The organism is Cyanobacterium sp. Dongsha4, assembly GCF_036345015.1.
Taxonomy (GTDB): domain Bacteria; phylum Cyanobacteriota; class Cyanobacteriia; order Cyanobacteriales; family Cyanobacteriaceae; genus PCC-10605.
The window spans coordinates 127,064-153,588 of the sequence record NZ_CP084098.1 but is presented as its reverse complement, the minus strand read 5'-3'; the positions used below and the strand labels follow the sequence as shown (position 1 = coordinate 153,588).

The following is a 26,525-nucleotide window of genomic DNA, read 5'->3' as shown; positions in this document are numbered from 1 at the left end:
GTCAGTTTAATATGGTAGTCAGATGAGTGATGTAATTGTCGTTGAAAAACTGCATAAAAATTATGGACAAGTTCAAGCTCTAAAAAATATCTCATTTAGGGTCAAAGCAGGAGAAATTTTCGGTTTATTAGGGCCAAATGGTGCAGGAAAAACCACTACTATTCGTTGTTTAACTACTTTGGGCAAACCTGATGGCGGAGAAGTTTTAGTTGGAGGCGTTTCTGCTATTACTCAACCCAAAAAAGTGAGAGAAATGATTGGCTATGTTGCCCAAGAGGTTGCTATTGATAAGGTTTTAACAGGTAGAGAATTATTAAATTTACAGGCTTCTCTTTATCATTTACCTGCTTCTAGTCGGAAGGAAAGAATTGATCAGTTATTACAACTTTTAGGTTTACAAGAATATTGCGATCGCCAATGTGGTACTTATTCTGGAGGAATTAGAAAGAGACTAGATTTAGCGGCAGGTTTGTTACATAAGCCGAAGGTATTAATTTTGGATGAGCCTTCTGTGGGTTTAGATATTGAAAGTCGTATGATTATTTGGGATTTTCTACGGCAATTGAAAAAGTCTGGTACAAGTGTTTTGATTACCAGTCATTATTTAGAAGAAATAGACGCTTTAGCTGACAGTTTAGCGATTATTGACCAAGGAGAAGTGATTGCCCAAGGTTCTCCTTCTAGCTTAAAAGATCGTTTAGGAGGCGATCGCATCACTTTAAGAATCAGAGAATTTACCCCTAATTCAGAAGTGGAAACAGCAAAAAATCAGTTGTCATCCTTACCATTTGTTCAAGAAATTATTATTAATCAGGCTCAGGGCAATTCTTTAAATTTAATTGTCAAACCTCAGAATAATTCTTTGACTACTATTGAAAAAACATTAACAGAAGCTAATTTGCCCATTTTTAGTATCAGTCAATCTCGTCCTAGTTTAGATGATGTTTATCTTGCCGCAACGGGTAGAACTTTGATGGATGCGGAAATAGAAGGGATTAATAAAAGAGATTTGAAGGCGGAAAAAAAACAAGCCATGAGAAGTTAATAGACTTCTTGCCCTCTCAGGCAATAGTTAATTTATCTCTACCTACTCACCCATTTTTTAAAGTCTCTAATACCCCCAACTCTTAAAGCTCCGAATCTCTCTCTCTACAGAGTTATTCACTGATTGAACACCATCTGTTATTATTGTGTGGGGAGTGATTTAATATTTCTTAAAACTTTGATCGACATCAATTTATATAGTTAAAGTAGCCAAAATAATGTTATTCAATAGAAAAAGCCTTTGGACTCAGATCCAACAAACCTTACTTATGCTAGGGTTAATCAACATTCCCCCCACATTTATAGAAGTTGTCAGAGCTCAAAATAAACCATTATCGATTTCTCAACGCCCCTCCGTTACTGTTAGTCAAGTCTCTCCCCGAGAAATTGAACAAATGGTGAATGAGTTGCAAGATTTAATCTATCGGGTAGAAAGTACTTTAATTACTGCTGAAGCTCAAAATACAAAGTATGATGGTTCAATGAGTGCCGTAGTGCAAGAGTTGGCTAAATATCGTCAATTGACTAATGTTAGCTATACAGAAACAAAGTCTAATAGTCGTTACAGTAATAATAGAGCCTACGAAGCGATCGCATCTGCTCAACAATTGTTAGTAGAATTTCCCACCTTAGCCCGTCAAAACTTTCCCCAAGCTCGTAGAATGTGGCTAGATGCCAGAAGGGAACTGTGGGATAATTACCCTGTAGATAGACCTTTTGCCCAATCAGAAATAAGAGCTATTTGGCTCGATCGAGGTACTATCGTCAAAGCAAGATCTAAAGCCGATTTAGAACCTTTATTTAATCAAATGGCAGAAGCGGGAATTAATACCGTTTTCTTTGAAACCATTAACGCCAGTTATCCTATTTATCCTAGCCGAGTTGCTCCTGAACAAAACCCCATGACCAAAGGTTGGGATCCTCTCAAAGCTGCGATCGAACTAGCCCACGAAAGAAATATGGAATTACACGCTTGGGCTTGGATTTTTGCGGCGGCTAATCAAGGACATAATCAAATATTAGGACAACCACAAAACTATCTAGGTCCAGTTTTATCCCGCAATCCGACTTGGGTGTTAAAAGATGAAAATGGAGCTGTTTTTAACCACACCCCCGGATTTAAAAAAGCCTTTTTTGATCCAGCCAATCCTTATGTTAGAAATTATCTTTATTCCCTCTTAGAAGAAATTGCCACTAACTATGACGTGGACGGTATTCAATTAGATTATATTCGTTATCCTTTCCAAGATAATCATACCAAACAAACCTTTGGTTACACCGCCGCCAGTCGTCATTTTTTCAAAGAAAGTCATGGAGTAGATCCGAAAAAAATTCAAAAATCTTCCTCTGCATGGTCTGTTTGGACTGGTTTTAAAATTAAACAAATAGATAGTTTCGTCGCAGAAGTTTCTCAAAGACTCAAAGAAAAACGCCCAGATTTAATCCTTTCGGCCGCAGTATTTCCTATGGAAAGAAACCAGAGACTGAATGTACTACAACAACATTGGGAAGAATGGATTTACAGTGGTTGGGTCGATGTTATGGTACTAATGACTTATGCTTTAGATACAGGGAGTTTTGAAGCTAGAACCCAGTCTGTACATGATTTAGCAGGAAAAAATTCGGGTCTAGTTATTCCTGGTATTCGTTTATTAAGCGTACCTGACACCGAAACTTTTGACCAAGTTCAATCCATTCGCAATATGCCCTCCACTGGATATGCCTTATTTGCGGCGGAGAACTTTCAACCCACCTTGCAAAAAATGCTCCAACAAACTCAGGGAACAACAGCATCTCCTATTCCTTATCGAAAACCCTTTCAAAGTGCAGAAGAACGTTATCAAGCATTACAAAAAGAATGGATTTTTCTGTTAGCTAATAATCAAATTAATATTGATCCAGCTTACTTACAACAATGGTCAGAACAAGCAGATAAATTAGGCGATCGCTTCTCTGATTTGGCTCAAAATCCTACACCAGCTAAATTAAAAGACCTTGAGAAAGATTTATCCATATTTAAAGTAAGATTCAGTCATTATTTAGCAAAACATAACCAAGAAAATCCCGAACAAGTGGAAACATGGAAAAATCGTTTAGCTACTCTTGAATCTTTATTAAAATACGGAGAAAGAACTGTTTTTTTGACGCAAAATTAAATTAATTGATCTCATTTAAAATTAATTTCTATGGGATTGGACACGATTTTTTTGTTGCTTATTGTCTGTTGCCTCATTTGTGCAATAAATAACCTGAGTTCGATGAAAAAAGTATTGAAAAATAAGGAGTTTCAACTTAGAATTGGCGAAATTTTCTCCGAAAAAATCAGCTTTCTTGAGAAAAATGTATTTAAAAATTAATTTAACCTTAGTTAATGTCAATTATAAATACTATTGCCTACCTTAACCGACAATTTTATCTCGAACTCAGATTGCAAGAAGTCTATTGAAAAGTATTTTGATAAAGTTGATTAACCTCTTGATAGGTTTGCCATTCTCCGTTACCTCTTAAACGGCGTAATTTATTCTCCATTAAAATACGGGCTTCTGTTCGACTTAAAGGTTCAAATAGTGGGGATTGTGACTGTATTACTACTTTAAAAAACAGACGTTGAGCATAAAGAGTAGTAAATAATTCCTCATTTTTATCGATAACACACAATCGATATAAAAGACCAAAATTGGGGTGATTTATGTATATTTCTGTACTCATTAAGGTTATCTAGTCAGGGTTCATTTTTGCGGTTTACCATGGACGATACTAGATTTTATCGCTTATGGGACAATTATTCTATGGCTAGGTATAAATAACTTAACTTTTGTTTACTTTCACTCAGACCCTAATATTATCTCAGTCCGACGCAAAAATTTCTGATTATTGTTTATTTCAGGTGTCAGGTTATTGGGGAAGACGAGTTAGGAATTATGAAAAAGGTTTCAGGTTTCAGGTTGCAGGTGTCAGAGGATTGGGTTATTACCTGAGTTCGATGAAAAAAGTATCGAAAAATAAAGCGCCCTCGAGTTATCATCGAGCCAATTTTGGAATAAAAAATTATTAAATTTAGGAAAAACTCATTTAAAATCAATTTATTCAGCTTTTTTGTCAATAATTATTACTTTTAACTCCGAACTCCGAACTCCGAACTCCGAACTCCAAACTCAGGTGGGTATTAGGGTGTTGGGGTTAGTGTCAGTTAAAAACTTTTGCCCTCTGCTTCTTGCTTAAAGAATATCTTTATTTCTCTGTAGAAAATAAGTAATTAAGAGATAAAAACAGGCGTGAATTAATAACATTTGCCAATTTGCACTTAAATTATCCCAGTCAGGTTGATAGATATATTTTTCTTCAAATGGTAAAGGCATTGTTGTGCCGTCAGGTAAGATAGTTGGTTCGGGAATTAAGCCATTAATATCCACCAATGAACCATAAGCGCCCACAGACCAACGACTAATCATTAACCATGAGATATATTGAATTATGCCTTTAATTTCAAACAACACCCCAGAAAAGATAATTTGTGGTAACAAAAGAATTGGTAAGGCGCTATTTGCTTGAGTAATATTTGTCACCATAGCCGAAACCATTAATCCTAAACAGGAGGCGCTAAGAAGGGTGAGAAAGCTAGTAATGGCAAATCCTGCCCACCAAGATATTATTTCTGGTTCAGGAGAGTCAAAGGAAGGAAGGGCGACACTCACCATAAACAAGGTTTGTACGATGGCTAATGCACCGATAATTAATAGTTTTGAGCCGAGATAGGCACGAAGGTTTAGGTTTACCAGTCTTTCTCTTTGATAAATATCTTTTTCTTTGACTACTTCTTGTAGTGATCCTGCTAGTCCTACCCATAGAGCGGCACAAGTAAAAACAAAAACCACAGTTTGAGCGAAGGGTGCAATGGAAGGATCATTTTCTGTTCCTATGATAAAGGGTTCTCGTTCTCTTGCGGCTAAGTTGATTAGCATAATGCCGATGGGTGCAGTTAAGAGAGATATGATCAAGTTGATGCGATCGCGCTTTACCAATTCAAGGTATCTTTGAGATAAAACCAGTAATTGTCGAAAAAAGTTACCTTTTATGGGTTTGGATTTTTCTTTCTTTTTATCAACGGGATTAGTTGTTAGGAGTTTATTTTCAATGTTGTGACGTTGGTAGGTGGAATGTTGATATTTTTCGGCGGTTTGAGTCACCGCAGTTTTATTGTCTAATTCAAGATAAACATCGGCAAAATCTTTATTTTCTAAATCAAAAAAATTTTTAGCTTCTTCATAGCTACCAAAAAAGCAAAGGTTGCCTCCCTGCCCTAAAAAAGCGATGCGATCGCACAATTTGATATTATTAGTAGCATGGGTAACAAGGATAATAGTTCTTCCTTGATCTGCTAATTTACGCAATAATTGCATTATTTTTTTATCTAAACCCGGATCTAATCCAGAAGTGGGTTCATCGAGAAAAAATAACTTAGGATTAACTAATAATTCTACTCCTATGGATACTCTTTTTAATTGTCCTCCACTCAAATTTTTAACTAAAACATCCCGTTTTTCTAACATCTCAATATCTGCTAAAGTTTTTTCAATAATAGTATCTATATCAATGTCAGGGGGTAATCTTAATTTAGCAGTAAAACGCAAAACTTCTTCTACTTTTAAGTCTTTGTGAATAATGTCTGTTTGAGGTACATAGCCAATTTGATGACGATATAAATTAAAATTTTCCGCTAAATCTTCTCCGTTTAAATAGACTTTTCCTGAAGTGGTGTTTTGAATGCCTAATAAAGTTCTTAAAAAAGTTGATTTTCCTGCCCCACTACCTCCAACTAAGGCAACTAATTGTTTTGGTTCAATGGGCATAGATAAGTTGTTTAATAAAATTATTTTTTCTTTCCTTTTATTCTTAACAATTAAGCTGATATTTTGAGCATCTAAACGGATATTTTCTCCTGTATCTGCAACTAATAATTTATCTTTGTCAAAAACAAAAGTATAAGGCACAATTTTAATTACCGTACCTGAATTAATGGTAATGCGTCCTTTAATGGGAAAACCATCTACAAAAATGCCGTTAGGACTATAATTAGAAACAATACATTTGCCCTCGGTGACATAGTCAATCGTCACGTGCTTACGAGACACCGTTGGAGCATTCAACACCACATCACAACTTTTATCCCGCCCAATGATAATTTCCTTTTGACTAGCTAAATTAATTACATCTGCCGAACATTTGTCCCCTACCACCGCAATTTTTTCGGGAGGAGTATTCGGATCAAACATTACTGTACTAGACTGTACTAAATTTTCATTAATTAAAATTGTACCTTCGGGAATACTTGGTAATGCTGTAATCCTTGTTGGGTCATAAAATTCAATAGTTGCAATCGTATTTACATTATTGCCAATTCTGATTACATCCCCGTGTCTCAAAATATAACCCTCATCAGGGGTAATTAAATTATTATTAATGTATAGCTTATTACTACTAGAAGAAGTGCGATCGCCATCAAATATATGATAATGATTTTCAATGAAAACAAAAGTTGCCTGAATACGACTAAAAACTAACCATTCATTAGGTACGACAAAATCAACAAAATTAGGATCTCTACCTAATAAATATTGATCTTTAACTAATTCCATTGGCGGTAATTTTTGCCCATGATTACCACAAATAATATAAGGATTATTTTTAGTAATTATTATTGAATTATTATTCTCTTCTTTCATAAAATCAACCTCAGTTCAGCATAAAAATCTCAGATTTAGGCAGGTTTTAGTAGATGGAAATTGTAAAAATTTTACAGTATCAATATATTTTTATTGTCAAAAATTTCAATTGTTAAAACTAATAAATATTAACAAAAAAACTCTTGTTATGGTATTAAGTAATAGCTTAATTAAAGATTTTGACTCTTCAGAGTGTGGTGATAATAAATTAATAGAAAATAATTTCTATAGCATTAATTTAATTAATTTAATAGTGTTTATAGTAGAATAAAAACTAAAAGTTCATAAATTATTATTTAATAGTTTTCTTTTCCCCTTCTCCCTTTTTAAGGGGAGATACAGAGCAAGGCTGTTTCAAAGTAGAAATACAAAAACGCTAAAACTATTGCCAGTAAAAGAATATAGCGTTTTAGAGCTTTGAGGATTAAGAAGTAGTTAAAAATGTTGAGATTATCAATTTATAACCATAAACCATTAAAAACTATTGCAAGAGTGCCTATTCCCCATTTCCTGCCTTAACCAGAAAATTTTAGAATGAAACAGCCTTGGAGATACAGAGGGGTTTCCTAAATCCGCTACCTAAACTAATAATTTACACAACAAGAGGTAATAGAGCCAAGAGTTTAATTTCCTTGCTGATAAAAATTAATTTCCTAAACTGATAGATTAATCATAAAAAATTGAAAACAAGAAAATCAACTAAAATGTATTTTTGTGAATTTCTGAACTGAGTTATAATTAATTTTATCAAAAAACTATATTCTTTTAGGATTTAGATTTAATAAAAAATTGATAAATAAAGTAAACAATAACACTTAAAAATGCTAAACTAATAGCTAATTGAACAAGAGAAAAAACAGCTTTTAATAAAGAAATTGTCACTGCAAATCCGAATAAACCAACGACGATTTTTCCAACCGCAGGAAGAGAGATAAACCAATTTTTAACTTGCAAAAACATACTTTTAGATTTTTCAGAATTAATAGCATTGATTGGATTTTGACTAGAATTAGAAATTTCAGCTTCTATTTCTTCTAATTTTTTTTGCCATTGAGGTTGTTGATTTGAGTTCATAATTTCTTTTTATTGATTAATTAATATATCTAATTGATTCAGACAAAATTTCTTTAGTTGAAATCCTAATTCCTAATTCAGTTTAACTAACATTTTTCATGAATTTTCTACAAAAGACTTTAACCTCTTGCTTTTGTTACTCTTCGCTACTCTTTTTTACGATTAAATTAAGAGATGAAATATAACACTAATTATTCTCTGCCCAAGGAGAGAAATCTAAATCCTCATCTTCTTCAACAAAGTTTTCACTAGAGTAATTATCCTCTGTCTCTTCATTATAATCGGAGGCTAAAGATTGAGATTCTATAGTAGAAGTATTATCAATATTTTTGCTGATTTTTACCTCTGAGAGATTAGAATTACTACCAGAATCTGAATGCAGTAAGCCCTTTAGTTGTGCCACTAAGTTACCTAATTTTCCTTCATCTAATAGAGTATTAATCAAAGATAAACCGCTAGTGGAAAGCAATAATTTATTAATATCATTGCCGTTACCGTTACCATTAACACTATTACCACTCATACCGGGAAAAGCATATATTCGGGCATCCCCTAAAACTCCGGGTTGCGGTGCAAGAGATTTTACGATTTCGGGCAATTGGGGCATTAATAAAGGCATCATTTGTTTGAGTAAATCAGCAGTGCGGTTAGCATTACTAAGAGCATTTTCTGCTTGAATAATCGCCAATTTTCCTTCTGCTTCAGCAATGGCTTTATATTTCTGAGCATCTGCTAGGGTGCGGATAGATTCAGCTTCTAATTCTGCCGCTTGACGGGCGATTTCTGCTTGACGACGACGACGGAAAACATCAATTTCTACTACATTTTGATCCGTAATACGTTTTTCTTCAGCTTCTCTTTCTGCCACAATTAAAGATAATTTTTTCTGTCTTTCCGCATTTTCTACCTCTCTTGCTGTTTTTACCCCTTCTTCTGCTTGAGCTTTTTGGGCTTCGGCGGCAAATCTTTCTTTCTCTTTATTAGCAATAGCAATGGATGCCTGTTGTTGTGCTATTTTTGAATCTTGTTCTGCTTCTGCGATCGCAATTTGGGCTCTTAAGCGAGATGCTTCTACGGTTTGTTGACGCTCAATTTCTGCCACTTCCGCCTCTTGTGCCTGTGAGGTTTGGGCAACTCTTAACTGTTTATTACTTTCTTCTAGGGCAATATTTGCCTCATATTGTTTTTGTTGTACAGCTAATTTTTTTCTAATATCTTCTTCTTCGATCGCCTGTTGTTGTAAAATTTTATTACGTTCAACTTTAGCCTGTTCTTGATCTTTTGATTCTTGAACTTCCCTTTCCCGTTGGGCTTTGAGAAATTCAATTTCCTTCATTTGGGTTAATTTAGCTTCTTCTTTTTCCTTTTTAATATTTAAGGATTGCTTTTCTGCTTGTAATTCTTGTTGCTCAATAGCTACCTGAGTATTTAATTCTAACTCTCTTTTTTCCCGTTGAGTTTCCAATTCCACATCCAATTTTTGCTTAATGGATTTTTGAATTGTTTCGGTACGTAATCGCACTCCTTGAGCATCAAAAAAGTTATTTTCATCATAGGTATCGCTTTCTTCAATTTCCGAAATCGCAATATTATTTAAAGTTAAACCAACCTTTCTTAAATCCTGTTGAATTAAATTTAAAACTTCCTCCGCAAAACCTAATTTATCCGAATCAATTTCTGCGATACTTTTCTTTTTCGCCGCCGCCCTAATGGCATCATCAGCACGTTTTTCTAAAGCATCTTTTATATCTTCAGGGGAAATTTTACCCTGTTTAGATAACCTTTGAGCCGCAGTTAAAACCGCATCCTTATCGGCACTAACACAGACATAAAAAGTTACTCGCATATTTGCCCGTAAATAATCCCTCGTGCGCACCGCTAAATTACCTTGTCTTACCACATCGATAGAAATTTCTCTCAAAGGCACACGGGTTAATTGATGAATACCGGGGATAACGATGCAACCACCATTTAAAATTACCTTTTTATCTTTCGCAAAAATACCACCATTACGAACAAAAGCCTCGTTGTTAGGAGTTACCACATAAACCCTTGTATAGCCCCAAATTGCCACTAATCCAAGGATAACTAAAACCCCAATAACTCCTCCAAAAAAAGTTATATTTCCTACTGTTAATTGAGCCATAGTGGTAGGATAATTAGCACTAGGAATCTCGATAATTTTATTAGTCAAATTAGACTCTAATTTTTGATTATTTTCTAAATCAAAATCTATATTTTTAACGGGAATTTGTTGTATTAATTCTAGCCAAAATTTCATTTATTTACTCCTGTTTTGATGATTAAATTTAATAAAAAATAATTAATTTTAATTACCTAATTAATAATTGCTAATTTCTAATAGAATTAAACCATTTATCTTGATCAGAACTGTCTTTAGCAATAGCCAAAAAACAATGTTGTCTTTTCTCGATAATTAGTACTTCCTGACCTTTTGAAGGTATAACTTTCGCCCATTCAGGTAAACAAATTTCCACTGTTACCAGATTACTAGCAGAGTCTAAAACGTCCGCTTGAGCGATTCTTCCTTCGACAATATAGGGAACTTTGGAAGACGTTACTTCGCCACTACAACCGATGAGGCGATCGCCTTCTACATTTTCTCCAGCATTAGCAAAAATTTTACCAATGGGGACAGATAACACCCCACCCACCCACACACTCAAACAAAAAGAGATGAAAAAGATTAAGAAACCAATAAAACCAGTGGGAATAGCATTAAGAAAACCACCAACCAGAACATTTAAAAACCATCCTGTTACCCCCCACGTAGAAAAATCGATGGCTAATAAAATCATCAAAGGACATTTACCTAAACCAAACCAAGAAAGAAAAGAAAAGATAGTCGCCTCAACTCCTTCATCTAAATCAGTTTTAAGATTATGATCCACATCCCCATCAACATCTCCATCAACTTCTGCATCTACATCCGCATCAAAGTCCACATCGGTATCAAAATCTATGTTACTCTCAAAATTTACATCAGTATCTAAATCTTGATCTTCACCACCTCCAGAAATAATCACAAAGAGAAATAGTAAGACCCCAATACCGAGAAAAATCCAGTAAGTTAAATTAGCAATGTCGAATAACATTTTTTGAAGAAATAGCAATCAATAAAAAATAAAAAGCTCATCCACTAATAGCTTAACCCCAGATATTGAAGAAAGATAAAAATATAAACAAATCTCAATCTTCTATCTGATGGAGAAAAATGAAAAGCAGAAAAATTGATATGGCAATTGAATTGAGTTAGCAGTTAATTATATTTTCTTTGCAAAATAAACGTAATGAAATATCGTTTTCTATATTATTTGTTAACTTTTAATTCATGACTCTAAAGTTTTTATAAAGGTTTAAGGGGTTAATAATAAAAGAAATATATAATTTTTAGTAATAACCTATCAAAAATAAATTCATAACAAGCGAAGGACAATTTATGAATCTAAAAATGTTTTCCTCAGTTTCCACCCTCGGATTAGGTATTTTGTTAAGTCTAGTTTCTCTTTCTCCCACAAAAGCAGAAATTCAACAAAACACTTCAAATAACTCGCAAAATAATTCATCACCCTTAATTATCAGTCAACTACTTGGTCATCAAACATATATGGGCGAACCCCAGATAGAATGGGGTGACTACTTATTAGGCAGAGTAGTAGGTAAAAGTGGCGGTATCATGTTTATTGGTTTAGACAACGGCACAAGTTTTACCGCAGTGGGAGGTGTTGCTCCTGGTTCAGATGTTTTGGTGTTAAAAAATGCCGATGGTAGCTACTCTTTTGTGCAAAGTGCAAAATCTGAGTGGATTTCTATCTTAGAATCAAAATATGGTTATAAAAGACTAGATGGGTCTTATGCTGCTTTGAATGAACGTACTGCCGCTCTTTGGAAGGCTTTAGAAACTAGTTCTAGTAGTTCTGTCGCAGACCTTCCCCCCCGTCAAAGTACCATGGTAGAAACTCAAACAATGGTGGAGCAAACAGAAATTATCGAATATCAAGAAACCTCTCAACCCATCAGAGGACTATGGTAATAAATAAACTCTGATCCAGAGACAGTTAAACTGTAATTTAAGGTATGTATTAGGCTTCAGGTTTTAGGCAGATGAGGTTTTAGGGTATTAGGGAAGACGAGAGTTCGCTTCGCTCGTACACTCCTTTCAGTCGTGAACGGAGTTTTTAATTTCTAATTGTTAACTATTTTCCTTTGCCCCTTGCCCTTTTAACGAGTACCCTTTTGAAATCTATTTACCTAAACACTAAAATTAAGTTTGCGTAATTTGATGCGATCGCACCCATTAACGATAAAATAAAATTAAACCGAATCTTATTTGAAAAATCAGGGCATCATAAACCCATGAAACTCCTTTTTTATAGTCGCCATTTAAAACAAAATATTGTTCTGTGTTTAATAACTTTTTGTTTTTCTTTAACTGGAGTTTCTCCCAGTTTTAGCTCAGAATCTATCAACAATATTCAAAAGCAACTGCTAGAAATCAATGCTCCTAGTTTGCCTCCTCTAGGAGATTCTAGCACTTATCTTTATAGTCCCGATGAAGTATTTAATTTTCAATTAGTTTTGCGTTTGAAAAAAAGAGTAGTTGAAGTTTATGAACAAGATCAAGTCATTGCTAGTTTCCCCGTAGCAGTGGGTAGAGAAGGTTGGGAAACTCCTCAAGGAGAATTTGAGATTATTCAAATGGTAGAAAATCCCTCGTGGCAAAATCCTTGGACAGGGAAAGTAATTCCTCCAGGTCCTACCAATCCTTTGGGAGAGCGTTGGATAGGGTTTTGGACTGATGGTAAAAATTTTATCGGTTTTCATGGAACACCGGGGGAGCATTTAATAGGTCAAGCAGTGTCTCATGGTTGTGTGAGAATGAGAAATAAAGATATTAAAGAATTATTTAAGTTAGTGTCTATGGGTACACCAGTGAAGGTAGTGCAGTAAGCTATAATAAGCCCTGAAAATTCATTTTAGAGATAACCCTTGACAGATTCTAAACCAGACTTTTCCGTTGATGATTCTAATTGGATTGATGAAGAGGAAACTTATCAGTCGATCGCATCTGAGTCTAATGTTAATTTAAAAGAGAAACAAACCAAATATTATCAATTTAAACCAGAAACCATCGCCCTTGTGGAAAGTGCTTTTTTGGCAAGTACAGCGAGTTTAATTTGGCTGATTGATTATTATTTTCGCATCGGTCCTTTTTTGAAAATGTTGTTTCCTTTACCTATTGCCTTAGTTTATCTACGCAGGGGTAAAAGAGCATCCATTATCACTACTATTGTCTGTGGCTTGTTATTAGCAATATTGATGGGACCTCCTCGCAGTATCGTCTATATCGTACCCTATGGCTTGATGGGAATACAATTAGGAGCATTATGGCGTAGAGGAGTAAATTGGTATGTTTCTATTTTTGTAGCGAGTTTGATTGGTTGTTTTGGTTTCTTTTTCCGCTTTTGGTTATTTTCAATTCTGTTAGGGGAAGATTTATGGGTGTATGTAATTAGTCAGATCACCAATTTAGCTGATTGGATTTTCCTGAAACTGGGAATTTTAGCTCGTCCTGATATGATTACTATTCAGCTACTTGCGATCGCAGTTGTGATGGTTAATAATATTATTTATAGTCTAACAGTTCATCTAGTCGCCCTACTAATGCTCGATCGCCTTAAGACTCCCATTCCACGCCCTCCGAAGTGGTTGCAAGTAATTTTAGATTATGAATAAAGACAGAAAATAGAAGAACAAGGAAAAATATAGTTAAAGTTCTTAACAACTCTTAACAAAATACGACAGAGAGGGGGGAAAGATTTTGTTAAACTGAGATTTAGCTAGAATTTGATATACAAGCAAAAGCAATAAATACAAATTTTATTTTTATCAAGAAATTATGGTAACAACAGTTAGACCTTCAGAATTCGAGGAAATTCGCCCCGGAGTGAAAGCACCAGCGAAAGAAACCATCCTCACCCCTCGTTTTTATACCACTGATTTCGAGGAAATGGCAAAAATGGACTTAAGTGCCAATGAGGAAGAATTAAAAGCCATCCTCGCTGAATTTAAAGAAGATTATAACCGTCATCACTTTGTCCGCAACGCTGATTTTGACCAATCTTGGGATCACATTGATGGTGAAACCCGTCGTTTATTTGTAGAATTTTTAGAGCGTTCTTGTACTGCTGAATTTTCTGGTTTCTTGTTATATAAAGAACTGGGCAGACGTTTAAAAGACACCAATCCTCTCTTAGCTGAATGTTTCTTATTAATGTCTCGGGATGAAGCCCGTCACGCAGGTTTCCTTAATAAAGCACTCTCTGACTTTAATTTAACCCTAGATTTAGGCTTTTTAACCAAGAGTCGTAAATATACTTTCTTTAAACCTAAATTTATTTTTTACGCTACCTATCTTTCCGAAAAAATTGGTTATTGGCGCTACATCACCATTTACCGTCACTTAGAGCAACATCCTGAAAGTCGTATTTATCCCATCTTCAAGTTTTTTGAAAATTGGTGTCAAGACGAAAATCGTCACGGAGATTTCTTCGATGCTATTCTTAAAGCTCAACCCAGTTTCTTAAACGATTGGAAAGCGAAGTTGTGGTGTCGTTTCTTCCTTCTTTCCGTATTTGCTACTATGTACCTCAATGATTTACAACGCTCTGACTTCTATGCTTCCATTGGCTTAGATGCAAGAAGTTATGATAAACACGTTATTGAGAAAACCAATAACACCGCCGCCAGAGTTTTCCCTGTAATTATTGATGTTGATAATCCTGCTTTCTATGAAAGTTTAGAGATTTGTGTTAGCAATTGTGAACAATTAAGAGCCATCGATGAAACAAATGCGATCGCACCTGTGAAGTTTTTACGCAAACTACCTTTATACTTGTCTAACATGAATCAGTTTATAAAACTTTACTTCATCAAACCTATCGAAGTAGAAAAACAACAAGGTTGTGTTTGTTAAATAACCAGACAACTTCATTATTTGTGTTTGATATATATTCCTTAACTGGCAACGGTTAAGGTTTTTTTGTGTCTTTATCAAAAGTTAAATTTCTCAAAAACGATAGTATCAGCTAAAATAAATGATGATATACTCAAATCAACCTATTTACGTGACTATCCATGTTATCTAAAGTCAAAGTTATACGCCCTGATGGAATGTTAGATGCTAATAAAGCAGTTGTTTTTCGTCAACAAATTAAGGATTTAGTTAGTGAGGGTGTCAATCTAATTTTGATTGACCTTAAAAAAGTTAACTTTATGGATAGTTCAGGTTTAGGGGCTTTAGTATTAGCCTTGAAAATGGTTAGAGAAAAAGGCGGAAGACTATTCTTAATGTCTTTAAATGACCAAGTCAAGATGTTGTTTGAGTTAACCAATACAGGGCATCTTTTTGAAATTATTAATGATAAGTCGGAATTGGAAGAAAGATTAAAAAGTTAAGAAAATAGAATTAAAAAGGCTCTCTTGCTTTGGATATAATAAATTAGTCCTCAAAACCATACTTTTGACTTTTGCCTTCTTCAAGGATAAATAAGCGGATATTTTTCAGGAGATAGATAAACTCCATCACAATCAGACTTATAGCGGTATTCTTTCAAGGTAAATTCGCCATTTTGCCAATGATAAACCACAAAGCTACCACAGTCTCCCAAACCCCTAGACTTCGCCTCTAAAAAGAGAGTTTGACTAACTGGATCAAATTCTGGAGAGCCATTAAGAGTGAAAGTGTTAGTTAACTGTAAATTCTGGGGGTTATCTCTGAAAGTGGCAAAACTAATTTTTTCTATGGTTGAATCAACAGGATTATATAACAGATATTGATAGTTACCTTGATACGCCCCTAAAAAACATAGAATCTCTACTAAATACTGATTTTCATTTAAAGGATAAATTTCTGTAGAATCAATGGATAAGGCTTGGTCTCTTTCTTGATTACACAGTTTTATCTCTTTCTGATTTTCATAAATTTTGCCGATAATTACTTGCTTTTCTTCTGGAGTAATAATAATTGCTTCTGGCTCGGAATTTTCTTTAGTTTCTTTTTGGCAACCAAACAATAACAAAATTAAGATATATAAGCAAAAACGATTCAAAAGGGATTGAAAGTATAACAAGTTAGGAAAATTAAAGATAGGTTTGTCTGTTTTATTTATGGCAATATTAACCTATCATAAAATATCAAACCTAAATATAGAGGAATAAACAATTGAGTCGTAGTTATCTTTTTACGTCCGAGTCCGTTACAGAGGGGCATCCGGACAAAATCTGTGACCAAATTTCCGACACTATCTTAGATGCTTTATTAGCTCAAGATACATCTAGTCGAGTTGCGGCTGAAGTAGTTGTTAATACTGGTTTAGTCTTAATTACTGGGGAAATTACCTCTCAAGCCAATGTTAACTATGTGGATTTAGCCCGTAAAAAAATTGCTGAAATTGGCTATACTGACGCTAGTAACGGTTTTTCTGCCAATAGTTGTGCCGTTTTAGTGGCTTTAGATGAACAATCCGCCGATATTGCCCAAGGAGTTAATCAGGCACAGGAAAAACGGGAATCTCTCAGTGAAGATGAATTAGACAGTATTGGTGCTGGAGATCAGGGTATCATGTTTGGTTATGCTTGTAACGAAACTCCTGAATTAATGCCCATGCCCATTAGTTTAGCTCACCGCTTATCAAGACGTTTAGCAACGGTGAGAAAATCTGGAGAATTACCTTATTTAGGTCCTGACGGTAAAACTCAAGTTACCATTGCCTATGAAAATGATCAACCTGTGGGTATTGACACCATTCTCATTTCTACTCAACATAGTGAAACTATCGGCAATATTACCGATAATGATAAAATTCAGGCTACCTTAAAAGAAGCTATCCAAGAAGTGGTAATTAATCCTGTATTTTCGGATTTAAACCTAAAGCCTTCTGATAAAACTCGTTTCTTACTCAATCCTACTGGAAAATTTGTGATTGGTGGTCCTCAAGGGGATTCTGGTTTAACGGGTCGTAAGATTATTATTGATACCTATGGTGGTTATTCTCGCCATGGAGGTGGTGCTTTTTCTGGAAAAGATCCCACAAAAGTCGATCGCAGTGCCTCTTATGCCGCTCGTTATGTAGCAAAAAATATAGTTGCGGCTGGTTTAGCTGGTAAATGTGAAGTACAACTTAGCTATGCCATCGGAGTTGCTCAACCTGTTAGTATTTTAATTGAGACTTTTGGCACTTCTACCGTTTCTGAAGATAAATTATTACCTTTAGTTAAAGCTAACTTTGATTTACGCCCCGCAGGTATTATTCAAATGTTTGATTTAAGAAACTTACCTGCCCAGAGAAATGGTCGTTTTTACCAAGATGTTGCCGCTTATGGGCATTTTGGCAGAATTGACTTAGATTTACCATGGGAACGTACAGATAAGGCGGCTATTCTTAGAGATAGTATCAGTCAAAATCTTGCATTCACCAACGCATAATTATTGAGTGAGTCATAGGTAAAGAAAAAGGTGTTAGGGTATTAGGGTATTGAGGGCTTAGGGTGTTCTGGGTTCGGAGTTAGGAGTTAGGAGTTAGGAGTTATTAATTATCAACATCAACTATTCACCTTTGCCCTTTGCCCTTTTAACTTTGCACTTTGCTTATATGCTTTTGACAGACGAATTATTGCTTCACTATAGACGTTGTTCCCGTCGTGCTTTTCTTGATATTTATGGTGAAGAGGGTCAAAAGTCACCAGAGAAGGATTTTCTCTCTAAATTAAGAGCAGAAAAAGAATTTCATCACCAACAAATTATTGCTCATTATGGTTTAAATCCTCATCAACCTCGAAATATGCTCAAGACACAAGAGGTGGAGGTAGATAAGGAAAAACTGATTGCATTAACTAAACAATTAATGAGTCAAGGGGTAGAAAGTATTTATAAAGGAGTTGTGGCTTGGAATCTTATCGATGGTGAGGCAGGAAAAATAACCCTAACCGCTACTCCCACCGTTTTAATTAAGCAAAATATTCCCTCTGAATTAGGAAACTGGAGTTATTATCCATTAAATATTCATTTAGGAAAAAATGTTAAACCTGAATATAAATTATTAATGGCTTTTACTATTGATATTCTTAATCAAATTCAAGGAATTAATATCAACAGAGGAGAAATGGCTTTGCGAGATAATCGTAAACCTCATAGAATCAACCTCAAAGTTTGGTTTTCTCGTTCTCAGGAATTAATTAATGAGTGTTTTCAGATGTTAGCAGGAGAGAATATACCTGATGTATATATATCTCGCCAGAAATGCAGTTTTTGTCCTTGGTATGAAGGTTGTTATCAAAAAGCAAAATCAGATCAACATTTGTCTCTTATTCCTGGTATGACACCAAAAAGAATTGAATATTTAAAACAAATAGGGGTTAACAATATGACTACCCTTTCTCAAACTTCCATATCCGATTTAACTTTTGTTTTCACTAAAGGTATTGCCGATAGGCTTTTACAACAGTCTATTTCGCTTATTTCTCATCAAGCAATTCTTAAGCGACCTAATTTACTCCCAATACCTAATAATGACATCGAGTTATATTTTGATATTGAGGCAGATGGTAATTTGCAAGGCAGTACACAAGGTAATAATTTCAATAATAATAGTATGTGGTGCGATCGCACCTTAGATTATCTCTTAGGAATTTTATTAATTGACAAAAAAAATAACCAACAAAAATACTATAGCTTTTTGGCAAAAACCCCAGAAGAAGAAAAAATTATTTGGCATCAATTTTTAGAGTTTATCAATCAATATCCCAATGCCCCGATTTTCCACTACTCAGAATATGAAATTGAAACTATCAAAAGACTAGCCTATTTATATCAAACACCTTCTACTCAATTAAAAACATTATTATCTCGATTATTTGACTTACATAAAATTCTCATGAATTCTTTTTATTTACCAGTAGAAAACTATTCTTTAAAAACCGTTGCTAATTGGTTGGGTTTTAGATGGCGTGACCCAAAAATAGGAAAATTATCTTCTAATGGTGGTAATGTGGGAGGGGATCAATGTGTGTTTTGGTATGATCAATGGTTAAAAACGGGTAATTCTACTTGGTTAGAGTACATTATTATTTACAATGAAGATGACTGTCAAGGCACTTATGAACTAAAAAAATGGATGGAAAAATATAATAGTTTTGAGGAAAAAAAATTACAGCAAAATATTAATAACTGTGAAGTTTTATCAAATTCTAATTCAAAGTATTCTATTTAACCATCATACTGACCCAAAAATGTTAAGTTATAATCACAGCAAAAAATAAATGCCAATTATGACTCAAAAGTAATCATAAATTTGATTTTCATTGACCTTTTGTTGCTTCTGTTTTCCCTATCAATAGTCGAGGTGATTGCCATGCTAATACCCATCTTCATGACACTTTTATTTGTTACCACCATCGCAAGTATATTTATTTATCAACGTACAAATCAAGACATTCACCTTATTTTGGGAATTTTCACCGCTTCAGTATTTATTATTTGGGGACTTGCGATCGCACATTGGTCAATACATATGTTGGCATTATTATTATTGTTATGTATCCGTATCCCCGTATTTACACCAAAAGCAGTAAAAATATATAACAAGTAAAAATTATTTGATTAAACAGTAGAGAAGATATTTTTCTAGGGACAATACAATGTGTCACGGGTTTTTTTACCAGTGGTGGGATTAACTCCTTTTGCTTTTTCGCATAGCATATCCTCTACATCAGGACGTAAAATAACATCTGTAAAATCTGCCCCTTCAATATCTGCCCCTTCAAATTTTGTGTTTGTAGCAAATGCTCCCTCAAGTACCGCATTACGAAGATTAGCACGAGTAAGCCTAGCCGAATCAAGAATAGAATTAGTTAAATTAGCCCCTTCTAAATTAATAGAATCCATATTCGCCCCAAAAAAGCTAACTCCTTGTAAATCTGCTTGACTAAGATTGGCACTGCGTAAATTTGTTTTATTGAAAGTGGCATCTGTTAAATTTTGCCCAGAAAAGTCCACTTCTGCTAAATCCCGTTTTGTATAGTCTAAAGCCTCCGCCGACGGGTTAACAGCAAAAAAAGCAATTATTAAAGCTAAAACCAAACTAATTACCTGAGAAAAAATCATTACCTTATGATATAACTTACAATTCGTTTTGAATTTATTTATTTCCCATCATATCAAGAAAGTGTGAGCAGTTTTGCTAAAAAATAAACCCTTACAACTGTCTAAAATATACCTCATTTGTTCAGCAAAAATGTTTGATTTAGGTAGGTTTCAGATGACAGGTTCTTCTAGCATTATATGGTTCAACAAAAAAACCGAAATGTTTTTCTTTAGGTACAAGCAATATCTAATATCTATCTCACTAATAAACAAAAAAAGAGGGTATAAAACCCTCACAATCAAATAAATTTGAAAATCGGATTGATTAGAAGTATAAACCCGCTTCTTGTACTTTTTCGATTTGTTTTTTCTTCAATACTAGAAGAATTTGAGCAAGCATAATACCTGCGATGAAGACTAATAACCATTTGATGCGATCGGGGCTTTGTAACACAACTTCGGTATCTTTTTGACCAAAACCACCAACGTTAGGATCATTTGTTAAAGCCTCGCCCACAGCTACTTCTTGTCCTTCAGTGACGATTAATTCAGGTCCGACAGGTATTTCAACAGAATAGTCGGTTGCTCCGTCATTGATAGTGACAGTGTAGCCACCAGCTTCAGCTTCGGTAATATTAGTAATTGCACCAGCAACAGTGGATTTGAAAACATTATTATTGCTGAGTTGACCTGTGGGATAAACTTGACCTCTACCTCTGTTTGCTCCTAAATGTACGGAATATTTTCCATAGTGGATATTAGGATCATTTTTAGGATCAGGAGATAATACAGGGAAAACAATTTCTTCGTATTGATCACCGGGTAAAGGTCCAACGATAATCCAGTTATCTTGTCCTTCTTTATAAGTTTGGAAATAAGCACCGTTAACTTTTTCCTTCATTTCTTCGGGAATACGGTCTTCAGGGGCAATCTGGAAACCATCGGGTAACATTAACACTGCACCTACGTTCAAACCGCCTTTGCTTCCATCTCCTAATACTTGTTGTTGAGAGTGATCATAAGGAATTTTTACCACTGCTTCAAAAACTGTATCGGGTAAAACTGCCTGGGGAATTTCCACTTCCGCAGGTTTTGCGGCTAAGTGACAGTTAGCACAGACAATACGTCCAGTAGCTTCTCTGGGAGTCTCAGGGGCGGTTTCTTGTGCCCAGAAAGGGTAAGCATTAGCGGCTTGAGGTAAACCTAGATTGCTGAATAATAATATGCTTAAAGAAGCGATCGCCACTAAGCAAATTCGACTAACTTGACGAAAAAAAGAATTATCTCTCATTGATATTTACAATTTGTTAAAATTTAGCTAAATAAAAACTAATAGGGGAAATTTTTTAACTCCACCAAGGTTCTTCACCAGTGCGGAAATCAGTTTCTTCCCAATTGCTTAAATAAACTTTATCATCGTTAACATCAGCATGAACAAGGGCTAAAGATAAAGGTGCGGGACCTCTTACTACTTTTCCTTCATTGTTGTACTGAGAACCATGACAAGGACAAATAAATTTATTTTCAGACGCATTCCAAGGTACAACACAACCAAGGTGAGTACAAACAGCATTTAAACCATAGGAAGCAATTTGTTTATCTTCGGTGACAATTAAATAAGTGGGATCACCTTTTAAACCTTGAGCTAAGGTGCGATCGCCCCCTTGATGAGAAGCTAAAAACTCACTAGCTACCACATCATTACCTAGCTTATCTTTTGCGGCAATACCAGCACCAGTACCACCAGCAGACTTAGGAATAAAATAGCTAACCACAGGATATAAAGCCCCTGCTGCTACACCAGTAATAGTACCGAAAGTCAGTAAATTCATAAACTGACGACGCCCCATATCGGGTACATCAGCATTTCCAGAAATTTGTGTCATAGGTAAACTAAATTATTTGATTGTATAAGGTGGTTATGGTTTTACAATTAGCGAATAACCCTTATGTTAAACAAGGTTAATAAAAGTCATTATCTAATTATTACAAAAAATGAACCTTTTGCAGAACCAATCCTTAATATTCAATGGTTTTTTTATTTTTGTTGACATTTTTCACAAAGTCTTTCTTGCCCATGCCAACGCTTCAATAATATCTTTCTCTCCAATATCCAACTTCCCTAATTTTTTCCTCACCGTATCCCCTCTTTGAACCTTTATAGGAGTTAACATTATTTGCCCATTTTTTACATTGGCATCAAAATATTCCAATTCTTTCTTCTCCTTACATCAATCAACTAAAATGATCTATCTTAATTTTAACTCCGAACACCGAACCCCTAACCCCGAACTCTCAAGATGATAACTTTCTCCATCAAAACGGGTACGTTAGATTTAAGTGAAAATACTGACAAAAGGAGGTCTAAAATTATGGCTTCATCGACATCCACTCACACAGGAGTTATTCGTCAGGGGGATGTGTTAATTATCCCGTGGGAAAAATTACCTGTTAATAAATCAGTAAAATTACCCAATCTCACCCTCGCAAAAGGAGAAGTTACAGGGCATTCCCATCGTATTAGTGAAGGGAAAGCAGAATTGTACGAACGTAATGGAATTTTATTTTTAAGGATACTTTCTCCAACGGCAAAACTTCAACACGACGAACATCATGCCCTAAATATCCCTAAAGGTGATTGGATGGTGCGTATTCAAAGGGAATATCGTCCTATTTCTCCTCTGGATGATAATAATAATAGTAACGTTAATTTGACTTCTAAAACTACTTTATCTCAAAAGAATACTTTAATTGATTCTTCTGATCATTCTACAGAAAAACAAGACAATCCATTGAAAGATGATTTAACAGATTTAGCCAATAAAGTTGATTTTAAATATTGGGATAAATTAGTAGAAGATGCAGAAAAAAGAAAAGAATATTTAGAGAGAATACAAGCGAATAAAGATAAATTTAATCATGAATATAGCGATAATATAGAAGGAGAAAAATCACCAATAAGGAAACGTAAAATTAGATATGTAGAAGCAAAAAGAGAATCATTGAATGATTATGTTACTCCTCCTTCTCCGACAAAAAAAGTGTCTTCATCTTCTCCCAGTAAATCTGATGTCAATGAATTTGATAATTGGATAGATAGTTTTATTAATCATGCCACAGGTAAACGACCCAAAAATTGGATTGATGTAGTAGATTAGCATTGAATAAAGGAGGTGAGTTATTATGGCTTGGTTTGACTTTAAAACTACTATTAGTGGACTAAATTCTCCTAAGCAAATTACTGTAGATGACGTTAATAGTAAACTAATTTCTTTAGAGGAAAAGTGGCAACAAGAGGCTTTATCAACTCAACCAATTAATTTCCCTGTTTTAGAGTCTAATTTGAGTAAAGTCTATCAAAACTTAGGTCATAATTCTCCTCAATTTATTTATTTTAGTAGTCCTTATCAACTAGGAGAATATTTGATCAAATTAGTAATTGAATCATTTTCACAGGAAAATTTACAGTTATTAACCCGTAAAATTTTATTTCATTTACAAGCAGGTGAAAAAGGATTATTAAAAGAAATTACTAAGGAAGTAACAATTGTCTTTTATCATTACTTAAATTTCGTTTTAGGGGATAATCTCAAAGGAAAATTTAGAGCCGATTTTGAGTCCAATAAAAATACTAAGTTAGCAGATATTGATCTGAATTTAAAAGTTCTAATTGAAAAGAGGCGATCGCACCATAAAAAACAAGATAATATAAAGCAATTAGTCAGACAAATTAAAATCAAATTAAATGAGTATTTCTTAGTTTTTATCTTTCAATACTTAGGGAAAAAAATTAAAAATAAAATAGTTAAAGAAGCCCTAAAAAAGATTGTTAATATATTACACCAATCAAACGCAAATCAACATCTCTCTCCATTAGCAGATGAATCTGGAAAAAATCTATTTACTAAAGATTTTCTGACCCCAGAATTATTATGTTTAAAAGCCATTAAATTTGAATGCTATAATTATCTTTGTCAAAGTGTTAATCATGAGAAAAGATGGGAAAGTTGGCAAAAACTTATAACTAATAGTGGTTGGTTTATAGCAGGAGAAAAATTCTGTTTAATAAGCGATAAACCAAGAGAAATTAACGTCAATAAAGATTACTTATTACATAAAGAAGGGGCATTAGCACTTGTTTACCAAGATGATCAAGGATTATATGCTTATGAAGGGGTAATTTTACCGCCTCAATATGGACAAATCAAATCAGAAAATTGGCAAGGAAAATGGCTATTACAGGAAAACAATGCAGAGTTAAGAAGAGTATTAATTCAAGGAATCGGTTATGACAAACTTGCCACAGAATTAAAAGCCGAAGAAGTGGACACTTGGGGAGAATATACCATTTTAAGATTTAATGACATTATCGACGACATTGATCAACAACCAATTTGTTTACTAAAAATGATTTGTCCTAGTACCAATTTTATTCATGCTTTGCGAATTCCTCCAGATTTCACCTCCGCTAGAGAAGCGATACGTTGGATTAACTGGGGAATTGATCCAGATGATATTATTATGGCTAGTTAGTATCAAGGATATTAGAAATTATCTAAACAAAACTTCAATATCATTATGACAGGACAAGAATTGCAACAATTAATCATTGATAAATGGGGTTACTCTTACGATGCCCAAGTAGTAAGAATTAAGGACAAAATTTATTTTCAAGTAATGTGGAAATATTTAGAACAAGCATCCTTTCATTACACCCAAGCCGAATACATGGCAAATTTAGAACAAATAGCCCAATATCTTACCAGTTGGGGAGTGGTGTCTCAGGTAATAGAAGGAATCACAGACACGAAAAGTAAGCCTCGCTTAGGAAAAGCAGTAAGTATTTCTTTGAATTTAGGGGAAAGAGCTTCTGAATGGATTTTGGATAGTTAACTAACCTTACACATTTATTGATTCATAATGTTAGTTTGAGGGAGATTTAAGGCTTCAGGTTTCGGGAAAAATAAACTCGATAAGCAAATAAAAAAAGCCCTTGTTTAATAAGATTTATAATAATTTAAGATCCATTCCTTGTAATTGAATATTAATAGTAAACTCTAATGCCAGTATTTGAAACGGACACCGAAGAAAAATCAGAGCCAGTATCAGCCAATTCATCTCCCGCTAATCCTTCTCCCACCCATCAGAAAGCCAATAACGGAATAATGAGTGTTTTAAGGAATATTAATTTTCTTATTCTCTGGCTAGGACAAATATTTTCTCAATTGGCGGATAAGATTTATTTAGTTTTAATGATCGCCTTAATTAGTGCTAACTTTCAGACTCAAGGAGAAAGTATCAGTTCGTGGGTATCATTAATTATGATAGCTTTTACTATACCTGCAATTTTATTTGGTTCTTTAGCAGGAGTTTATGTTGATCGATGGTCTAAAAAAAGTGTTTTAGTTGTCTCCAATCTAGGTAGAGGTATATTAGTTTTAATCTTGCCTTTTTGCCTTTTAATTAATAAACAGGAAATGGGCTTTTTCTCTTTACCTTGGTCATTTTGGTTACTTTTATTAGTGACTTTCTCCGTCTCCACACTAACTCAATTTTTTGCTCCGGCAGAACAAGCAACAATTCCTTTAATCGTTAGGAAAAAAGATTTATTAGCGGCAAATTCTCTATATACCACAACCATGATGGCTATGTTAATCATTGGTTTTGCTGTAGGTGAGCCTTTATTAGAAATAACCTATAACTGGGGTGAGAATTTTTCTTTTGCTTATGGGAAAGAGTTGTTAGTAGGAGGATGTTACATTTTAGCTGGATTTGTGCTGATTACGATGCGTAGTCGGGAAAAGGATAAGGATAGGCAACAACAAGAAAATCATCCTTGGGAAGATATAAAAGACGGTTTACGATATTTGCAAAAAAATCATCGAGTGCGTAATGCTTTATTTCAATTAGTAATTTTATTTTCTATTTTTGCGGCTTTGGCAGTGTTAGCGGTACGTTTAGCAGAAACTATACCCGGAATGGAGGCTGATCAATTTGGCTATTTATTGGCGGCAACGGGCATTGGCATTGCTATTGGTGCAGTATTTGTTACTCATCAGGGTAAAATGATTTCTCATGCTCGACTTAGCTTTTGGGGTTCAATGGGCATGGGAGCGGCATTGAGTGGCTTATCTGTGGCTACTAATAATTTGATTTTAGCTTTACTAATGACGGTTATTTTGGGTATTTTTGCGGCTTTGGTGGGTGTCCCAATGCAAACTACTATTCAAGCGGAAACTCCTTCTGATATGCGTGGTAAGGTTTTTGGTTTGCAAAATAATGCGGTTAATATTGCTTTATCTTTACCTTTAGCTTTAGCAGGAATTGCGGAAACTTATTTTGGTTTAAGGTTTGTTCTGATGATTCTTGCCTCTTTAGCCGTTTCAGGGATGGCTTTAACTTCTTTAATTACTGGTAAATCAGGGAACTAATTGGGTATGGATTGCTTCATACTAAGTAATAGATATTTTTATTGTTATTGTTACTCTACTATGTTATTTCATCAAAGTAATAGGACATTT

At 34.5% G+C, this 26,525-nt stretch carries 24 protein-coding genes; 14 read left to right on the top strand and 10 right to left on the bottom strand.

Features of this window, described 5'->3' with window-relative positions:
- Positions 1–22: 22 nt before the first annotated feature.
- Positions 23–1,045 carry an ABC transporter ATP-binding protein gene (locus Dongsha4_RS00665; protein WP_330203882.1) on the top strand — a complete coding sequence of 341 codons (1,023 nt, stop codon included), beginning with the start codon at positions 23–25 and terminating at the stop codon, positions 1,043–1,045.
- A gap of 217 nt (positions 1,046–1,262) precedes the next feature.
- On the top strand, positions 1,263–3,200 hold the full coding sequence (locus Dongsha4_RS00660) for a glycoside hydrolase family 10 protein (RefSeq protein WP_330203881.1): 1,938 nt from the start codon (positions 1,263–1,265) through the stop codon (positions 3,198–3,200).
- 283 nt (positions 3,201–3,483) lie between these two features.
- Here Dongsha4_RS00660 and pipX read toward each other — a convergent pair whose 3' ends face one another.
- From pipX to Dongsha4_RS00635, 5 genes are all read right to left on the bottom strand, one after another.
- Positions 3,484–3,753 carry a transcriptional coactivator PipX gene (gene pipX, locus Dongsha4_RS00655; RefSeq protein WP_330203880.1) on the bottom strand — a complete coding sequence of 90 codons (270 nt, stop codon included), beginning with the start codon at positions 3,751–3,753 and terminating at the stop codon, positions 3,484–3,486.
- Between the two features lie 509 nt (positions 3,754–4,262).
- Entirely contained in the window at positions 4,263–6,767 is a 2,505-nt protein-coding gene (locus tag Dongsha4_RS00650; protein WP_330203879.1) for an ATP-binding cassette domain-containing protein, read from the bottom strand.
- A gap of 765 nt (positions 6,768–7,532) precedes the next feature.
- Positions 7,533–7,841: a hypothetical protein gene (locus Dongsha4_RS00645; RefSeq protein WP_330203878.1), complete on the bottom strand. Its 309-nt coding sequence runs from the start codon at positions 7,839–7,841 to the stop codon at positions 7,533–7,535.
- A gap of 187 nt (positions 7,842–8,028) precedes the next feature.
- Positions 8,029–10,122: a flotillin family protein gene (locus tag Dongsha4_RS00640; RefSeq protein ID WP_330203877.1), complete on the bottom strand. Its 2,094-nt coding sequence runs from the start codon at positions 10,120–10,122 to the stop codon at positions 8,029–8,031.
- A gap of 70 nt (positions 10,123–10,192) precedes the next feature.
- Positions 10,193–10,957 carry a DUF1449 domain-containing protein gene (locus Dongsha4_RS00635; RefSeq protein ID WP_330203876.1) on the bottom strand — a complete coding sequence of 255 codons (765 nt, stop codon included), beginning with the start codon at positions 10,955–10,957 and terminating at the stop codon, positions 10,193–10,195.
- A gap of 344 nt (positions 10,958–11,301) precedes the next feature.
- On the opposite strand from Dongsha4_RS00635, the gene Dongsha4_RS00630 reads away from it, so the two are divergent.
- The 5 genes from Dongsha4_RS00630 to Dongsha4_RS00610 all read left to right on the top strand — a co-directional run bounded on the left by Dongsha4_RS00630 (position 11,302) and on the right by Dongsha4_RS00610 (position 15,320).
- The gene (locus tag Dongsha4_RS00630) at positions 11,302–11,895 is read left to right on the top strand and encodes a hypothetical protein (protein ID WP_330203875.1); all 594 of its coding nucleotides are present in this window, start codon (positions 11,302–11,304) and stop codon (positions 11,893–11,895) included.
- A gap of 323 nt (positions 11,896–12,218) precedes the next feature.
- Entirely contained in the window at positions 12,219–12,812 is a 594-nt protein-coding gene (locus tag Dongsha4_RS00625; RefSeq protein ID WP_330203874.1) for a L,D-transpeptidase, read from the top strand.
- 39 nt (positions 12,813–12,851) lie between these two features.
- On the top strand, positions 12,852–13,598 hold the full coding sequence (locus Dongsha4_RS00620) for a DUF2232 domain-containing protein (protein ID WP_330203873.1): 747 nt from the start codon (positions 12,852–12,854) through the stop codon (positions 13,596–13,598).
- Positions 13,599–13,761: 163 nt separating this feature from the next.
- Positions 13,762–14,838, top strand: coding sequence for a magnesium-protoporphyrin IX monomethyl ester (oxidative) cyclase (gene acsF / locus Dongsha4_RS00615; RefSeq protein ID WP_330203872.1), 1,077 nt, complete (start codon positions 13,762–13,764; stop codon positions 14,836–14,838).
- A gap of 161 nt (positions 14,839–14,999) precedes the next feature.
- Positions 15,000–15,320: an STAS domain-containing protein gene (locus tag Dongsha4_RS00610; protein ID WP_330203871.1), complete on the top strand. Its 321-nt coding sequence runs from the start codon at positions 15,000–15,002 to the stop codon at positions 15,318–15,320.
- An 80-nt stretch (positions 15,321–15,400) separates the two neighbouring features.
- Here the strand turns inward: Dongsha4_RS00610 and Dongsha4_RS00605 are convergent, their stop codons facing one another.
- The gene (locus Dongsha4_RS00605; protein ID WP_330203870.1) at positions 15,401–15,973 is read right to left on the bottom strand and encodes a DUF1176 domain-containing protein; all 573 of its coding nucleotides are present in this window, start codon (positions 15,971–15,973) and stop codon (positions 15,401–15,403) included.
- A 113-nt stretch (positions 15,974–16,086) separates the two neighbouring features.
- Between Dongsha4_RS00605 and metK the strand changes: the two genes are divergently transcribed.
- From metK to Dongsha4_RS00590, 3 genes are all read left to right on the top strand, one after another.
- Positions 16,087–17,349 (top strand): methionine adenosyltransferase, encoded by a 1,263-nt coding sequence (metK, locus tag Dongsha4_RS00600; RefSeq protein WP_330203869.1) that lies wholly within the window; start codon positions 16,087–16,089, stop codon positions 17,347–17,349.
- Between the two features lie 166 nt (positions 17,350–17,515).
- On the top strand, positions 17,516–19,132 hold the full coding sequence (locus Dongsha4_RS00595) for a TM0106 family RecB-like putative nuclease (RefSeq protein ID WP_330203868.1): 1,617 nt from the start codon (positions 17,516–17,518) through the stop codon (positions 19,130–19,132).
- Between the two features lie 141 nt (positions 19,133–19,273).
- Positions 19,274–19,510, top strand: coding sequence for a hypothetical protein (locus Dongsha4_RS00590; protein ID WP_330203867.1), 237 nt, complete (start codon positions 19,274–19,276; stop codon positions 19,508–19,510).
- A 35-nt stretch (positions 19,511–19,545) separates the two neighbouring features.
- Here Dongsha4_RS00590 and Dongsha4_RS00585 read toward each other — a convergent pair whose 3' ends face one another.
- The 4 genes from Dongsha4_RS00585 to Dongsha4_RS00570 form a co-directional block, all read right to left on the bottom strand.
- Positions 19,546–20,025 carry a pentapeptide repeat-containing protein gene (locus tag Dongsha4_RS00585; protein WP_330203866.1) on the bottom strand — a complete coding sequence of 160 codons (480 nt, stop codon included), beginning with the start codon at positions 20,023–20,025 and terminating at the stop codon, positions 19,546–19,548.
- A 304-nt stretch (positions 20,026–20,329) separates the two neighbouring features.
- A complete protein-coding gene (gene petA, locus Dongsha4_RS00580) occupies positions 20,330–21,295 on the bottom strand; it encodes a cytochrome f (RefSeq protein WP_330203865.1) in 966 nt (321 codons plus the stop codon).
- 55 nt (positions 21,296–21,350) lie between these two features.
- A complete protein-coding gene (gene petC, locus Dongsha4_RS00575; protein WP_330203864.1) occupies positions 21,351–21,890 on the bottom strand; it encodes a cytochrome b6-f complex iron-sulfur subunit in 540 nt (179 codons plus the stop codon).
- Between the two features lie 171 nt (positions 21,891–22,061).
- A complete protein-coding gene (locus Dongsha4_RS00570; RefSeq protein ID WP_330203863.1) occupies positions 22,062–22,217 on the bottom strand; it encodes a hypothetical protein in 156 nt (51 codons plus the stop codon).
- Positions 22,218–22,376: 159 nt separating this feature from the next.
- Here Dongsha4_RS00570 and Dongsha4_RS00565 point away from each other — a divergent pair, with 159 nt between their 5' ends.
- The 4 genes from Dongsha4_RS00565 to Dongsha4_RS00550 all read left to right on the top strand — a co-directional run bounded on the left by Dongsha4_RS00565 (position 22,377) and on the right by Dongsha4_RS00550 (position 26,435).
- Complete coding sequence (locus Dongsha4_RS00565; RefSeq protein WP_330203862.1) at positions 22,377–23,162, top strand: hypothetical protein; 786 nt, start codon at positions 22,377–22,379, stop codon at positions 23,160–23,162.
- 25 nt (positions 23,163–23,187) lie between these two features.
- A complete protein-coding gene (locus tag Dongsha4_RS00560) occupies positions 23,188–24,537 on the top strand; it encodes a DUF6745 domain-containing protein (RefSeq protein WP_330203861.1) in 1,350 nt (449 codons plus the stop codon).
- Between the two features lie 45 nt (positions 24,538–24,582).
- The gene (locus tag Dongsha4_RS00555) at positions 24,583–24,897 is read left to right on the top strand and encodes a DUF3067 family protein (RefSeq protein WP_330203860.1); all 315 of its coding nucleotides are present in this window, start codon (positions 24,583–24,585) and stop codon (positions 24,895–24,897) included.
- A 167-nt stretch (positions 24,898–25,064) separates the two neighbouring features.
- Positions 25,065–26,435 (top strand): MFS transporter, encoded by a 1,371-nt coding sequence (locus Dongsha4_RS00550; RefSeq protein WP_330203859.1) that lies wholly within the window; start codon positions 25,065–25,067, stop codon positions 26,433–26,435.
- The last annotated feature ends 90 nt before the right edge of the window (positions 26,436–26,525 follow it).